This window comes from Streptococcus sp. STR1/CE/0325 (assembly GCF_055386095.1).
Genome location: NZ_AP045018.1, coordinates 1,697,604 through 1,713,054, shown reverse-complemented (window position 1 = coordinate 1,713,054; position 15,451 = coordinate 1,697,604). Strand labels below are relative to the sequence as shown.

Genomic DNA, 15,451 nt, shown 5'->3' with positions numbered 1-15,451 from the left:
CGTTTCTTTAAGGAAAACCAAAAATCCCACGGAATGTCATTCCGTGGGATTTTTTTTAGATGATGTTACAAATACTTATTGACGTAATCGACAAAATGATTCCAAAAGACCTTCAAAAAGAAGCTACGCTTGATCTCATGACTAGCCACGACCTCTGCTTGAGGGAGTCCGTCTAGGTAGCCGTCTCCGATGAGATCGGTATCGTTAAAGGTGACCGTTCCCATTTGGTCTCCCTTTTTAAGGGCGGCTCTCAAGTTCTTTTTTGGCTGAATTTTGAGGTGGTTGCCGAGGTTGTCTGATTTTTTTTGCACCACGTTAAAATCCTTGGTGGTGACGGCATAACTCTTTGCTTCTTTGGCATCAGGAACGGCGATTTGAACCGCCTTATTGTTTTTTTCTGCCTCCATGATTGGTGTTAGCTCAAAGTTCCCCCGCACATAGTCCAGCAGTTGATTGGTTGCGACAAAGCGTGAGTTTGGGTTTTCGTCAGAATTTTTAGCATTGAGAACCACCGTGATGACCCGCATGCCGTTCTCGATAGAAGTCGCGGCAAATGATGCACCAGATAGTTCAGTTGTTCCTATTTTTAAACCATCAACGCCTTCTCTGAAAAAGACTTGATCAGAAAGCATGTAGTTATAAGTGGAAATGGTTGTCCCATCAAAATCCGCACTGGTCTTGCTGGTGATATCAAGCACCTCTGGAAATTCAGTGATGAGATGCCTAGCAATGATGGCAACATCCTTCGCTGACATGAGATTCTCATCTTCTTTTTGAGGTTCAGTCGTCCCATCTCCTTCAATCATCTTTTGATTGAGACCAGTGGCATTGACCAGTTTGGCGTCTGTAATGCCCCAGTCTTTTAATTGCTGAGTCATCTGCGTGACAAACTTAGATTCGCTGCCTGCGACTTTTTCTGCTAGGGCAATGGCAGCACTATTGGCGTTAGCAATCAGCATGGCTTCCATGAGCTGTTTGGTGGTGTAACGGCGTTTCTCCATGGGGAGGTTGGTGACAAAAGGATTAGCCGTTAGCTGATAAGGGTAGTCGGAAATCGAAATCTTATCTGTCCATTTTAATTTTCCATCCTTGATCTCCTTATAGACCAGATAAGCAGTCAAAAGGGTGGTGATAGATGCGACCCCAGCAGGAGTTTTGGCATCCTGTTCATAGAGGATTTTTCCTGTACCCGCTTCAACAGCGATAGCGTGTTTGGCTGACACCTTAAAATCGCTAGCCATAACGGGCTGAAAGCTGGACACAAAGAGCAATAATGTCAAAAAAACTGTCAGTATTCGTTTCATAGTGATTCCTTTTTTTGCATACGATTAGTACCATTATACCACAAGTCGGACAAAAATCAGATCGGAAGAAAGTTGGCCTCTTTTTATCTGAAAATACCTAAATATTTTTTAAATAAAAAATCAAAAAAAGACTAGCTATTTTTCTTAGATATGATATAATGGTATCACTTTATATGTGTTAGGAGGATATTGAATGACGTCAAAGAAATATATTTACACCGCAGGAGCACTCCTATTTTCCACAGTAGCTCTAGCAGCTTGTGGCAATAGTAAGTCTGCTAGCAGCAAATCAGACAAGACTTATAGTTACGTTTACACTGCTGACCCAGACACACTTGACTACATCAAAACAGGAAGAGATGCGACTTCTAGCTTAGTCACTCAAGGTGTGGATGGTCTCCTTGCCAATGACAAGTACGGTAACCTCGTCGGCTCTCTGGCTAAGGATTGGAGCGTCTCACCAGATGGGCTCACTTATACTTATAAACTTCGTGATGATGCCAAATGGTACACTTCAGACGGTGAAGAATACGCTGATGTCAAGGCACAGGACTTTGTTACTGGTCTCAAGCATGCCGCAGACACCCAGTCTGACGCCCTTTATATCGTGCAAGACTCAGTCAAAGGCTTGGCAGACTATATCAGCGGGAAAAACAAAGACTTCTCAAGTGTTGGGGTCAAAGCCCTTGATGACCACACTGTCCAATACACCCTCAACCAACCAGAGTCTTTCTGGAACTCTAAGACCACTTATGGAGTCCTAGCACCGGTCAATGCAGACTTCCTCAAGTCAAAAGGAAAGGACTTTGGTAAGGTCGATCCATCTAGCATCCTTTATAATGGACCATTCATCATCAAGTCCATGACATCTAAATCCTCTATCGAGTTTGAAAAGAATAAGAACTACTATGATGCTGACAAGGTGAAGATTGACAAGGTCCAACTCACTTACTATGATGGTTCTGATCCAGATAGCCTCTTTAACAACTTTGCAGACGCTCACTACACCCAAGCGCAGCTCTATCCAAATAAACCAGGCTACAAAAAAGCAGAAAAAGACTACAAAGATAACATCGTCTATGGACCACAAGATGCCACAACTTATTTTGCAAGTTTCAACTTAGATCGTAAAGCTTACAAATACACGGACAAAAAAGACGATAAACAAAAAGCAGATGGACGTACTGCTATCCTCAATAAGGACTTCCGTCAAGCCATTACTTTTGCTTTGGATCGCACCAAATACAATGCCCAAGCCGCTGGTGAAGCAGCAGCGACCAAGTCTCTTCGGAATATTTTTGTCCCACCAACCTTTGTACAGGCTGGAGACAAGGATTTCGGAACTATGGTCAAGGAAGAACTCAATCAATTGGACAGCTCAACCTGGTCTGATGTCAAATTAGAGGACGCTCAAGACGGTCTTTACAACGCTGAAAAGGCAAAAGAAAAATTTGCCAAAGCAAAAGAAGAACTCTCAGCCAAAGGCGTTACCTTCCCAATCCATCTGGATATCCCTGTGGACCAATCGGCTGAAGTCATCGTACAGCGTGTCAACTCTCTCAAAGAATCGATCGAAAAGAGCCTTGGTAAAGAAAATGTCATTGTTGATGTTCACCAAATGAGCACCGATGATTACCAAAAAATTGGTTACTTTGCTGAGAGTGCTGCTCAAAACGACTGGGATCTCTCGATTGCCCAAGGTTGGGGACCTGACTATACCGATCCGTCAAGCTACCTTGACATCTTTAATACCAAGAATGGTGCCAACGTCAAGTCCATCGGTATCGATGCCGGTAAAGATAGCGCAGCAATTGCAGAAGCAGGCTTAACAGAGTATGACAACTTGCTTGCTCAAGCGTCTGCTCAAGCAACAGATCTCTCTAGTCGTTACCAAGCCTACGCCAAAGCCCAAGCTTATCTCAGCGATCAAGCTTATGTGATTCCGACTTACTCTCGTGGCGGTGTGCCAGCCCTTACTCGTGTTGTGCCATTTACCCAAGCCTACAGCTTAACAGGTAACAAGGGAACGTCTAACTCAACTCTTCCATATCTCAAGTTAACAGAACTCCAAGAAAAACCTGTTACTACAAAAGAATATGAGACTGCTTACAAGAAATGGCTCAAAGAAAAAGAAGAGTCTAACGCGAAGTACGAAAAAGACTTGGCTAGCCACGTCAAATAATAAGATCAAAAGAGTTTGGGAATTTCCCAAGCTCTTTTTTAAAAACAGCCAGGAGAAAATTTATCATTATACTAATTCTCTCATGAAGTTCTCTAGCTTGGCTGTCAAAATGCAAATAATTTATGATATTGAAAGATTTTGCAAATTTAAAATCGATAAAATACTGACACATCAACGGAAACGTGGTATAATAAAATCACTTTAAAAAAGGGAGGATTCTCATGACATCAAAGAAATATCTCTTTAGTGCAGGAGCTGTGGCACTTTGCGCTCTGACACTAGCAGCTTGCTCCAACAATGCCTCAAAGGCTAAGTCAGATAAGACGTTTAGCTATGTTTTTACCGCTGATCCAGACACCTTGGACTACATCAAAGCTTCACGAACGACTACTTCGATTTTGACCAGTCAAGGTGTAGATGGTTTGCTCGAAAATGATGCCTACGGCAATTTGGTCGGTGCCTTAGCCAAGGACTGGACGGTCTCAAAAGATGGACTGACTTACACCTATAAGCTCCGTGATGATGCGAAGTGGTACACCTCAGACGGTGAAGAGTATGCCAAGGTCAAGGCAGAGGACTTTGTCACAGGGTTAAAACACGCAGCAGATAGTCAAGCAGATGGTCTTTACATTGTCCAAGACTCCATCAAGGGGTTGGCTGACTATGTCAATGGTAAAAACAAGGACTTCTCCAGTGTCGGCATCAAGGCCTTGGATGACCACACCGTCCAGTACACCCTCAATCAGCCAGAAACCTTTTGGAATTCTAAGACCACTTACGGTATCCTCTCACCGGTCAATGCGGACTTCCTCAAATCAAAGGGCAAGGATTTTGGGAAAGTAGATCCTTCTAGTATCCTTTACAATGGTCCTTTCATCCTGAAGTCCTTTACATCTAAATCCTCTATTGAATTTGAGAAGAATCAGCATTACTATGATGCTAAAAAAGTGAAGCTCGATAAGGTTCAGTTGACCTATTATGACGGTTCTGATCCCAATAGCCTTTACAGCAATTTTGCGGACGGACATTACAGCAAGGCTCAGCTCTATCCTAATAAGCCAAGCTACAAGACCGCTCAAAAGGATTATAAAGATGACATCATCTATGCGCCACAGGACGCGTCCACTTATTTTACTAGCTTTAACCTAGACCGCAAGGCCTACAACTATACGGATAAAAAAGACGACAAACAAAAATCAGACACCAAGGCAGCGATTTTAAATAAAGACTTTCGTCAGGCTCTAACCTTTGCCTTTGATCGTACTAAATACAATGCCCAATCAGCAGGAGAAGCCGCAGCGACCAAGTCTCTACGTAGTCTCTTTGTTCCACCAACCTTTGTGCAAGCAGGGGACAAGACTTTCGGTAGCATGGTCAAGGATGAACTGGCTAGTCTAGATGGCGTTACTTGGTCAGATGTCAATCTCGATGATGCCCAAGATGGTCTTTACAAGGTAGACAAGGCCAAAGAAAAATTAGCCAAAGCCAAGGAAGAACTCGCAGCCAAGGGAGTTGCCTTCCCTATTCATCTGGATATTGCAGTGGACCAATCTGCCGAAGTCAATGTGCAGCGGGTCAACTCTCTCAAAGAGTCTATCGAGAAAAATCTTGGCAAGGACAATGTCTCCATTGACATCCACCAAATCAGCACAGATGAATACAACAAGATTGGTTTCTTTGCCGAAACAGCCGATCAAAACGACTGGGATATGTCCGTCGCACAAGGCTGGGGACCAGACTATATGGATCCATCCACTTATCTGGACATCTTTAATAGCCAAACAGGAGCCAATACCAAGGTCATCGGTATCGATGCCGGCTCTAACAATCCAGTAGCTGGGGAGGCTGGCTTGACCCAATATGATGCCCTACTAGCACAAGCTGCTGCACAAACAACAGACACAGCAGCACGCTATCAAGCCTATGCTAAGGCACAAGCCTACTTTAGCGATCAAGCTTACATCATTCCGAACTACTCCCTCGGTGGGGTGCCAACCCTCACTCGGGTGGTACCATTCTCAGGTTCTTATGGTTTGACTGGAGATAAGGGAAGTTCAAATTCAGTTCCTTATCTCAAAACGGTTGAACTCCAAGAAAAGCCTGTCACCACCAAGGACTATGAAGCGGCTTATCAAAAATGGCTTAAGGACAAGGAAGCCTCCAATGCCAAATATGAAAAAGATTTGGCCAACCATATTGAGAAGTAGTGAGAAAACGTTAGAGTTGCACGATAGATAAGAAGAAACACACGGCTAGTTTTGCCAGGTGTCTCTTCTTTTTTTATAAAAAAGAAGCCACATAACTCGAATGAAGCAAGGCGCATTTGGTTTTCTGAAAGCTAATCGCCCTAAAATTTTCAAAAAATTTAGTTACTGTTCGCTTTTTTTTAAGAATTATTTATGTTATAATAGAACAAATTACTTTTTGGAGGATATTGCTTATGGTAAGAGGGAAAAAAGTGTACCTGACAGCAGGTCTTGTTCTTTTAAGTGTTGGTGTTTTGACTGCCTGTGGCAATCAAAAGTCCAGCCAATCAAATGAAAAAGTGTTCAGTTACGTTTCAGCGGGAGATCCAGATACTTTGGACTATCTCAAGAGCAATAAATCATCGACCAAAGACATCGTCACTCAAGGTGTTGATGGACTCATGGTTAATGACAAATACGGTGTCCTAGCACCTGCCCTTGCCAAAGACTGGACCGTTTCAAAGGACGGGCTCACCTACACCTACAAACTCCGTGATGATGCCAAATGGTACACCTCAGACGGTGAAGAATATGCGGACGTCAAGGCAGAAGATTTTGTCACAGGATTAAAGCATGCAGCAGATAGCCAGTCTGATGCTTTGTTCCTCGTCAAAGACTCCATCAAGGGCTTGGATGACTATGTTTCAGGACGCACCAAAGACTTTTCAAGTGTTGGTGTTAAGGCACTTGATGACCACACGGTACAATACACCCTCAATAAACCAGAATCATTTTGGAACTCCAAAACGACATACAGTATCTTGTCGCCAGTCAATGCCGAATTCCTCAAGTCCAAAGGTAAAGACTTCGGTAAGGTGGATCCATCTAACATCCTTTACAATGGACCATTTATCCTCAAGTCTATCGTTTCAAAATCTGTCATTGAGCTTGAGAAAAACAAGAATTACTATGATGCCGACAAGGTCAAGATTGACCGCATCAAGATGACCTACTCAGATGGTTCTGATGCGGATAGCTACTTCAAAAACTTTAAAGATGGTGTCTTTTCAACGACCCGTCTCTATCCTAATAAACCAAGTTATACAGAAGCGATGAAGGACTTTAAGGACGCTGTGACTTATGCCGATCAAGATTCTACCACTTGGTATTTAGACTTTAACCTAGACCGTAAGGCTTATGAGTTTACGTCTAAGAAGGACGATAAGCAAAAATCAGATACCAAAGCAGCGATTCTAAACAAAGATTTCCGTCAGGCACTTGGTTTTGCGATTGACCGTGCTTCTTATACCGCACAGATCAATGGTAAGGATGCTGCTGAAAAATCCCTTCGTAGTCTCTTTGTGCCACCAACTTTCGTTCAAGAAGGCGGCAAAAACTTTGGAGACTTAGTCAAGGATGAGTTGAGCACCAATGATACTTGGAAAGACGTGAACCTTGCTGATGGTCAAAATGGTTTCTACCAACCAGAAAAAGCCAAGGCTGCCTTTACGAAGGCAAAAGCTGAGCTAGAAACCCAAGGGGTGAGCTTCCCAATCCACCTTGATATGCCAGTCGTCCAAACTTCTGATGGTCTGGTGCAACAAGCTAACTCCCTAAAAAATTCCATCGAAACCGTTCTTGGTAAAGATAATGTTGTTGTGGATGTGCAAAAAACAACAGAAGATAATGTCAACCGTGTGACCTACTTCTTTGAAAAAGGGGACCAAGCTGACTATGACTTCAATGTTGCAGGTTGGACACCAGACTATATGGATCCATCTTCTTACCTTGATATTTTCGGTGCAGATGGTAGCAATCTGAAGACCTTAGGTATTGACGATACTAGCTCACCAGCTTATAGTGCCGTAGGTCTTGATACTTATGCTAACCTTTTAAAAGAAGCAGGTAGCGAATCAACCGATTTAGCCAAACGTTATGAAGGCTATGCTAAGGCGCAAGCTTTCTTAACGGATAGTTCTATCGTTATTCCGATTAACTCTGGTGGAGGTGCCCCACGTCTTAGCCGTATCGTGCCATTCACAGGTGCTTATGCCCTCACAGGAGACAAGGGACCAGCAGGATTGCCGTCTTACCTCAAGACCACAGAGCTTCAAGAAAAAGCCGTTACGGAAAAACAATACCAAGACGCTAAGAAGAAGTGGGAAAAAGAGAAGAAAGCAGCTGAAGAAGCCTACGAAAAAGATTTGCCAAATCATGTTGAAAAATAAGAAAAAACGCTAAGGGGGTGTGGTAAAAATCCCACATCCTTTTTCGTTTATTGAGGATAGAGTATGAAACGATACGTCATAGAACGCTTACTACGGTCTTTGATTTCCATCTTTTTAGTGACCACTGTGGTCTATGCCATTGTCTTTACCATGGTGCCTAGAAATTTGATTTTCAAACAAGACCCTAACTACAACAAGATGATCAAAACCCCGGACTCAAAAGCCAATTATGAAAACACGGTCTATGAGCGCATGGGCTATATTGACTACTACAATACCAAAGAATTGCAAGAAAAAGCTGCTAAGTTTGACAAGTCTGTTACAACAGCTGGCACAGCCAAGAATGAAAAAATCTATAAAGACTATATCAAATCTATTGGTAATGGCTGGACCTTGCACCGATTTGAAAACAAAGAATTTTACGCGACCAGAGAAATTCCTCTGTATGAGCGGGTTTATAAATTCTATGCCAATTTGATTGTGATTGATCACCCTTGGCGCATTCATGATAGCAGTAATCCTAAATTGGAGCGCTATGTGCGTTTTGAAAACGACAAGTCTGTCGGATGGGCCTTGACTGGATCTGGTACAGAACATAAATACTTGATCTACTTCAATGGTGAGTTCCCTTATATTCACCAAAATATTGTGACTTTCAATCTTGGAACATCTTACCCAACTTATGCCAATATTCCGGTGTTACAGGTCATCACCCAAGGACAAGGGCGAACGATTTCTAAGGATGTGACCTTCCCAACTGGTGTGACCAAGTCTTCACCGATTAACATCTACACCAGAACCTACAAGTCACCTAAAAATGCAGACAGTAGAGATAAGGCTAACTTTGGCAATGACCCTTATACCAATACCCTCAATAACTATGCTGATCCATCTATGATTTCCAACTCCTTTGTGATTGGGGTCATCGGGGTGATTATCTCTTACATCATCGGATTGCCGCTTGGTATGCTGATGGCACGCTACAAGGACGGTTGGTTTGATACCCTCTCTACTGCTAGCATCACCTTTATGCTTGCTCTTCCAAGTGTGGCGACCATTTATATCATCCGCTATATCGGATCTTCCTTATTTGGATTGCCAGATTCCTTCCCACTACTTGGGGCATCTAGTCCGTCATCCTACGTCCTACCAGCCTTGATTTTAGGAATTTTATCTGTTCCTCGGATTGTGGTTTGGTTCAGACGGTATTTGGTGGACCAACAAGGTAGTGATTATGTGCGCTTTGCACGGGCAAAAGGTCTTTCTGAAGTAGAAATCTCTCGTCATCACTTGTTTAAAAATGCTATGGTACCGATTGTTTCAGGGATTCCAGGTTCTATTCTCCTTGCTATCACTGGAGCAACCCTAACTGAAACCATCTTTGCTTTCCCTGGTATGGGTAAGATGTTGATTGACTCCATTAAGGCAGCCAATAACTCAATGGTTGTTGGGTTGACCTTTATCTTTACCGTTCTTTCTATTCTTTCTCTTCTCATCGGGGATCTCTTGATGACAGTGATTGACCCACGGATTAAACTTGCAGGAAAAGGAGGCAAATAATGTCAACAATCGATAAAAAGAAATTTGAATTTGTTGCTTTGGATACCTATGCCTCCGAAGCAATTGATGCCCCAGCTTACTCTTATTGGCGATCTGTCTTTAGACAGTTTTTGTCTAAAAAGTCCAGTATCATTATGCTGGGCATCTTGATTACCATTATCGTGATGAGCTTTGTGTATCCTTTGTTTGCCCACTATGACTTTAACGATGTCAGTGGCATCAATGACTTTTCAAGACGCTATATCTCACCTAATGCTCAGTACTGGTTTGGTACGGATAAAAACGGTCAGTCCCTCTTTGATGGGGTCTGGTACGGGGCTAGAAACTCCATTTTGATTTCGGTTATTGCGACGGTTATCAATACTGTGATTGGTGTTATTGTTGGTGGTTTCTGGGGGATTTCAAAGACCTTTGACAAATTCATGATTGAGGTCTATAATGTTATCTCAAACGTACCAGATATGCTCATCATCATCATCTTGACCTACTCTCTTGGAGCTGGTTTTTGGAACTTGATTTTGGCCTTTTGTTTGACCGGTTGGCTAGGTATTGCCTACTCCATTCGGATTCAAGTCCTTCGTTATCGGGATTTGGAGTACAACTTGGCCAGTCGGACACTCGGAACACCAACCTTTAAAATGGTGACTAAAAACCTCTTGCCACAGTTAGTGTCTGTCATTGTGACGACCGTTTCTCAGATGTTACCAAGCTACATCTCTTATGAGGCGTTCCTATCCTTCTTTGGACTAGGTCTTCCAGTCACTGAGCCAAGTCTTGGTCGTTTGATTTCGGATTATTCTTCAAACTTAACGACCAATGCTTATTTGTTCTGGATTCCATTGACCGTTTTGATTTTGGTGTCATTACCACTCTATATCGTTGGACAAAACTTATCTGATGCCAGCGACCCACGTTCACATAGATAGGAGCTACTATATGACAGATCAAAAAAATGTAATATTAAGCGCCAAAGACGTGGTGGTCGAATTTGATGTGCGTGACCGTGTCTTGACGGCTATTCGTGGAATCTCCCTTGATTTCTATGAAGGGGAAGTCCTAGCGCTCGTAGGAGAGTCTGGTTCTGGGAAATCCGTTTTGACCAAGGTCTTTACAGGTATGCTAGAAAGTAACGGTCGGGTGGCAGCTGGTAGTGTGGATTATCGCGGTCAAGACTTGACTCAGATTAAGGACAATAAGGGTTGGGAAGCTATCCGTGGTAAGAAGATTGCCACGATCTTTCAAGACCCTATGACCAGTCTAGACCCCATCAAAACCATCGGGAGTCAGATTACAGAAGTCATCACCAAACACCAAGGCAAGAGCAAGGAAGAAGCCAAGGAACTCGCTATTGACTACATGAAAAAGGTGGGGATTCCAGAAGCTGAAAAACGTTTTAATGACTATCCTTTCCAATATTCTGGTGGAATGAGACAGCGGATTGTTATTGCCATTGCCCTTGCATGTAAGCCGGATATCCTCATCTGTGATGAGCCGACGACGGCACTTGATGTGACCATTCAGGCGCAGATTATCGACCTCTTTAAGACTTTGCAAGAAGAGTACAAGTTCACCACTATCTTTATCACCCACGATTTGGGTGTGGTGGCAAGTATCGCGGATAAGGTGGCGGTCATGTATGCCGGAGACATCATCGAGTACGGTACGGTTGAGGACATCTTTTATGACCCTCGTCACCCCTATACTTGGAGTTTGCTCTCTAGTTTGCCGCAGTTGGCTGACCATGATGGGGTACTCTTCTCTATTCCTGGAACACCACCATCTCTTTACAAAAAAATCAAGGGAGATGCCTTTGCTCCACGGTCTCAATATGCTATGGCTATTGACTTTGAAGAAGACGTTCCACGTTTTCAAGTCAACGACATCCACTGGGCTAAGACATGGCTCTTGCACCCAGAAGCACCGGCAGTTGAAAAGCCAAGTATGATTCAAAATCTCCATGAGAAGATTTCTCATAAGCACGGTTTCGGAGGAGGAAAATGACAGATAAATTAGTTGAAATCAAAGACCTAGAAATTTCCTTCGGTGAAGGAAAAAAGAAGTTTGTCGCTGTCAAAAACGCCAACTTCTTTATCAATCGTGGTGAAACCTTCTCCTTGGTTGGAGAGTCAGGGTCAGGTAAGACCACCATTGGTCGGGCCATTATCGGTCTCAATGACACCAGTGGCGGTGAGATTGTCTTTGATGGCAAGGTCATCAATGGCAAGAAAAGTAAGAGCGAAGAGCAGGAGTTGATTCGTAAGATTCAGATGATCTTCCAAGATCCTGCTGCTAGTCTTAATGACCGGGCGACTGTTGACTACATTATCTCAGAAGGTCTCTATAACTTCCATCTTTATAAGGATGAAGCAGACCGTCAAGAAAAAGTGAAAAAGATGATGACTGAAGTTGGGCTCTTGAGCGAACATTTGAGCCGTTATCCCCATGAGTTTTCAGGTGGTCAACGCCAGCGGATCGGAATTGCCCGTGCTTTGGTTATGGAGCCTGAGTTTATTATCGCAGATGAACCTATCTCAGCCCTTGACGTATCTGTTCGAGCGCAGGTCCTCAATCTGCTTAAGAAATTCCAGAAAGAAAAGGGCTTGACCTATCTCTTTATCGCCCATGACTTGTCTGTTGTGCGCTTTATCTCAGACCGTATTGCCGTGATTTACAAAGGGGTCATCGTTGAGGTGGCAGAAACGGAAGAACTCTTCCAAAATCCGATCCACCCTTATACCAAATCCCTGCTTTCAGCAGTACCGATTCCAGATCCGATTTTGGAGCGCCAAAAAGAGCTAATCGTCTATCATCCAGAAGAGCATGATTACAGTGTCGATAAACCAGAGATGGTAGAGATTAAACCGGGTCACTTTGTTTGGGGAAACCAAGCTGAGATGGCGCGTTACAGGGAAGAACAAGCTAAAAAAGCTTAAACCAATCCATAGAAAAGGTGAAAGGGGGTTTTCTCTCCTTTCCTTTTTTGTTATCATAGAAAAAAGGAGGAAATCATGAATTTTGAAACCATTGAGACCGCTTATGGTCTCATCTTAGAAAATGTCCAACTGCTAGAAAATGATCTCACCACCCATGCCTACGATGCCCTCATCGAGCAGAATGCCCTTTATCTAGGCGAGGAAGAGAGTGACAATCCCACCATTCAAGCCAACAATCAACGTTTGCATGCCCTCAACCTGAGTCAAGAAGAGTGGCGACGTGCTTTTCAGTTTGTCCTCATGAAGTTAAACCAAGTCGAGCCCCTTCAGGCCAATCATCAGTTGACACCAGATAGTATTGGCTTTATCCTCTTGTTTTTGATGGAAACTTTGAGTCACAAAAAAGAACTAGACGTCCTTGAAGTGGGTAGCGGAACAGGCAACCTCGCTCAAACGCTTCTCAATAATAGCACCACTAAGCTTCATTATCTAGGACTTGAGGTAGATGATTTGCTGATTGACTTGTCTGCTAGTATCTCAGATGTTATGGGCTCAAAAGCTGCTTTTGTCCAAGAGGATGCGGTGCGCCCTCAGATTTTAAAGGAGAGCGATGTCATCATTGGTGACCTGCCTGTGGGTTACTATCCCCAAGATGACATTGCAAAGCGCTATCAGGTCTTTTCATCAGAGGAACACACCTATGCCCACCATCTCTTAATGGAGCAGGCCTTTAAATACTTAAAGCCACACGGTTTTGCCCTCTTTTTGGCCCCGACTAGTCTTTTAAGCAGTCCTCAAAGTCCTCTTCTCAAGGATTGGTTGAAGGACCATGCTCAGATTTTAGGGCTTATTAGCCTCCCAGAAACCTTATTTGGGCATGTGAGCAATGCTAAGACCATCTTTATCCTTGGAAAAGACTGGCCAAAGGATACCCAGACCTTTGTCTATCCTTTGCAGGATGTGAGAAGCCCAGAAGCGCTGACCCAGTTTATGCAAGAATTTAAAAAATGGCGGTCCCAAATCCCCACTTTCTAGGTTTTTTGTGATATAATGAAAAGGTAACACGAAAACGATTACAGAAGAAGGAGCATGACATGTCAAAAACAATCGCGATCAATGCAGGAAGTTCTAGCTTGAAATGGCAACTTTACCAAATGCCAGAAGAAACCGTCCTCGCCCAAGGAATTATCGAGCGGATTGGTCTGAAAGACTCGATTTCAACCGTTAAGTTTGACGGGAAAAAAGAAAAACAAATCCTTGATATTGCTGACCACGTCGAAGCCGTGAAAGTGGTCTTGGATGATTTGATTCGCCTTCACATCATTGAGAGCTACGATGAGATTACAGGTGTGGGACACCGTGTGGTTGCAGGTGGTGAAATCTTTAAAGAATCCGTTGTCATCGATGACAAGGTGTTAGAGCAAATCGAGGAATTGTCTTCGCTCGCACCTCTTCATAACCCAGCCAATGCTGCTGGTATCCGTGCTTTCAAGGAATTGCTCCCAGACATTATCAGTGTTGCTGTCTTTGATACAGCCTTTCACACCACCATGCCAGAAGTGGCTTACCGCTATCCAATTGCGGACAAATACTATACCGACTACAAGGTGCGTAAATACGGCGCGCACGGAACCAGCCACTACTACGTGGCTCATGAAGCTGCCAAACTCTTGGGTCGTCCGATTGAAGAACTCAAGATCATCACCGCGCACATCGGGAATGGTGTTTCGATTACTGCCAACCTGCACGGTCAGTCTATTGACACGTCAATGGGCTTTACACCGCTAGCTGGTCCGATGATGGGAACCCGTTCAGGTGACATCGACCCAGCGATCATCCCTTACTTGGTGGCCAATGTTCCTGAGTTAAAGGATGCGGCTGATGTGGTCAATGTCCTCAATAAAGAATCTGGTATCGCAGGGGTTTCTGCCCTTTCTAGCGATATGCGTGACATTGAAAATGCTATGGAAGAAGGTCATGAAACAGCGACCCTTGCCTACAATATGTTTGTCGATCGCATCAAGAAATTTATCGGTCAATACCTAGCTGTCCTCAACGGAGCAGATGCCCTTGTCTTTACAGCAGGGATGGGTGAAAATGGCTGGATGATGCGCCGTGATGTGATTGAAGGCATGAGCTGGTTTGGTATGGAAGTCGATCCAGAAAAGAACGTCTTTGGCTTTGCTGGTGACATTTCAGGACCAAACTCACGTGTCAAGATTTTGGTTATCCCAACCGATGAAGAGTTGGTAATTGCGCGTGACGTTGAGCGCTTGAAAGGTTAATTTGATATAAAATACAAAGAGAAGACGTTTTTGCCTTCTCTTTTTTGCTAAAGGAGAAACGATATGATTCAACGGTTGAAGGCTCTGGGGCTTGCTTTTGGTTTCTTTTTACTAGAGATGGTCGGACTGGGCTATTTTATGGCTTTTCAAGCCTTACAGATACAGATGACCTTCCCTCTAGCCGCCTTGGGATTTCTTTTAAATCTCTTGATTGCAGCCTTGGTTATTTGGTATTTGCGAGAGAGCGACTTGATTGCTAGTCCTTATCGATTGAGCAAACAAGATTGGAAACGGATTTTACTCGGCTATCTCGTTATCACCCTGATTACGATGATTGGGCAATGGCTATTAAGTTTTAGTGGAAAAACGGATACAGAAAATCAAGCAGAGCTGGAGGCAGCCTTTAGGCTATTGCCGGCATGGGCTTTCTCTTTTCCCTTGGTGGTGACAGGGCCTTTGGTTGAGGAGCTGGTTTTCCGTGATCTGATTCCCAAAGGAATCTTTAAGGGGGCAGAAAAGTTTGGCTTTGTTCTTGGGACTTTGCTTTTTGCTTGGGGCCATAGTCCGAGTGACTTGGGGAGCTTTGTGATTTATTTTGGAATGGGAAGCGTCTTGTCTTTTATTTATTATCGGTATGACCGCTTTGCCCTCAATCTCGGCCTTCATATCCTCAATAATGCTATTTCGACCATACTCATGTTTATCGCCTTGTATTTTTCTTGAGCGAAATCCCTTGTTTTCAAAACAAGGGGTTTTCTTTTTTGTTGATATTT

11 protein-coding genes are annotated in these 15,451 nt (G+C 43.5%); 10 read left to right on the top strand and 1 reads right to left on the bottom strand.

The window, feature by feature from the left end:
* Positions 1–65 precede the first annotated feature (65 nt).
* Entirely contained in the window at positions 66–1,304 is a 1,239-nt protein-coding gene (gene pbp3 / locus ACZ49W_RS08270) for a D-alanyl-D-alanine carboxypeptidase PBP3 (RefSeq protein ID WP_464814810.1), read from the bottom strand.
* 193 nt (positions 1,305–1,497) lie between these two features.
* On the opposite strand from pbp3, the gene ACZ49W_RS08265 reads away from it, so the two are divergent.
* From ACZ49W_RS08265 to ACZ49W_RS08220, 10 genes are all read left to right on the top strand, one after another.
* On the top strand, positions 1,498–3,486 hold the full coding sequence (locus tag ACZ49W_RS08265) for a peptide ABC transporter substrate-binding protein (RefSeq protein ID WP_464814809.1): 1,989 nt from the start codon (positions 1,498–1,500) through the stop codon (positions 3,484–3,486).
* 221 nt (positions 3,487–3,707) lie between these two features.
* On the top strand, positions 3,708–5,693 hold the full coding sequence (locus tag ACZ49W_RS08260) for a peptide ABC transporter substrate-binding protein (protein ID WP_464814808.1): 1,986 nt from the start codon (positions 3,708–3,710) through the stop codon (positions 5,691–5,693).
* 233 nt (positions 5,694–5,926) lie between these two features.
* Complete coding sequence (locus ACZ49W_RS08255) at positions 5,927–7,900, top strand: peptide ABC transporter substrate-binding protein (RefSeq protein WP_464814807.1); 1,974 nt, start codon at positions 5,927–5,929, stop codon at positions 7,898–7,900.
* Positions 7,901–7,963: 63 nt separating this feature from the next.
* Positions 7,964–9,460, top strand: a complete 1,497-nt coding sequence (locus ACZ49W_RS08250) for an ABC transporter permease (protein WP_464814806.1) — start codon at positions 7,964–7,966, stop codon at positions 9,458–9,460.
* Complete coding sequence (gene oppC / locus ACZ49W_RS08245; protein WP_464814805.1) at positions 9,460–10,386, top strand: oligopeptide ABC transporter permease OppC; 927 nt, start codon at positions 9,460–9,462, stop codon at positions 10,384–10,386. The genes ACZ49W_RS08250 and oppC overlap by 1 nt, the downstream gene beginning before the upstream one ends.
* A gap of 10 nt (positions 10,387–10,396) precedes the next feature.
* Positions 10,397–11,461, top strand: coding sequence for an ABC transporter ATP-binding protein (locus ACZ49W_RS08240; protein ID WP_464814804.1), 1,065 nt, complete (start codon positions 10,397–10,399; stop codon positions 11,459–11,461).
* Positions 11,458–12,393, top strand: a complete 936-nt coding sequence (locus ACZ49W_RS08235; protein WP_464814803.1) for an ATP-binding cassette domain-containing protein — start codon at positions 11,458–11,460, stop codon at positions 12,391–12,393. Before ACZ49W_RS08240 ends, ACZ49W_RS08235 begins: the two co-directional genes overlap by 4 nt.
* Before the next feature lie 75 nt (positions 12,394–12,468).
* Positions 12,469–13,428, top strand: a complete 960-nt coding sequence (locus ACZ49W_RS08230) for a class I SAM-dependent methyltransferase (protein ID WP_464814802.1) — start codon at positions 12,469–12,471, stop codon at positions 13,426–13,428.
* A 59-nt stretch (positions 13,429–13,487) separates the two neighbouring features.
* Positions 13,488–14,678: an acetate kinase gene (locus ACZ49W_RS08225; RefSeq protein ID WP_464814801.1), complete on the top strand. Its 1,191-nt coding sequence runs from the start codon at positions 13,488–13,490 to the stop codon at positions 14,676–14,678.
* A gap of 63 nt (positions 14,679–14,741) precedes the next feature.
* A complete protein-coding gene (locus ACZ49W_RS08220) occupies positions 14,742–15,401 on the top strand; it encodes a CPBP family intramembrane glutamic endopeptidase (protein ID WP_464814800.1) in 660 nt (219 codons plus the stop codon).
* Positions 15,402–15,451 lie beyond the last annotated feature (50 nt).

Bases quoted from the DNA above. Each gene is read 5' to 3' on its own strand.
- ACZ49W_RS08265 (WP_464814809.1), top strand. From the start codon at position 1,498: ATGACGTCAAAGAAATATATTTACACCGCAGGAGCACTCCTATTTTCC.
- ACZ49W_RS08235 (WP_464814803.1), top strand. From the start codon at position 11,458: ATGACAGATAAATTAGTTGAAATCAAAGACCTAGAAATTTCCTTCGGT.
- ACZ49W_RS08225 (WP_464814801.1), top strand. From the start codon at position 13,488: ATGTCAAAAACAATCGCGATCAATGCAGGAAGTTCTAGCTTGAAATGG.
- ACZ49W_RS08250 (WP_464814806.1), top strand. From the start codon at position 7,964: ATGAAACGATACGTCATAGAACGCTTACTACGGTCTTTGATTTCCATC.
- ACZ49W_RS08230 (WP_464814802.1), top strand. From the start codon at position 12,469: ATGAATTTTGAAACCATTGAGACCGCTTATGGTCTCATCTTAGAAAAT.
- ACZ49W_RS08255 (WP_464814807.1), top strand. From the start codon at position 5,927: ATGGTAAGAGGGAAAAAAGTGTACCTGACAGCAGGTCTTGTTCTTTTA.
- ACZ49W_RS08220 (WP_464814800.1), top strand. From the start codon at position 14,742: ATGATTCAACGGTTGAAGGCTCTGGGGCTTGCTTTTGGTTTCTTTTTA.
- ACZ49W_RS08260 (WP_464814808.1), top strand. From the start codon at position 3,708: ATGACATCAAAGAAATATCTCTTTAGTGCAGGAGCTGTGGCACTTTGC.
- ACZ49W_RS08240 (WP_464814804.1), top strand. From the start codon at position 10,397: ATGACAGATCAAAAAAATGTAATATTAAGCGCCAAAGACGTGGTGGTC.
- oppC (WP_464814805.1), top strand. From the start codon at position 9,460: ATGTCAACAATCGATAAAAAGAAATTTGAATTTGTTGCTTTGGATACC.
- pbp3 (WP_464814810.1), bottom strand. From the start codon at position 1,304: ATGAAACGAATACTGACAGTTTTTTTGACATTATTGCTCTTTGTGTCC.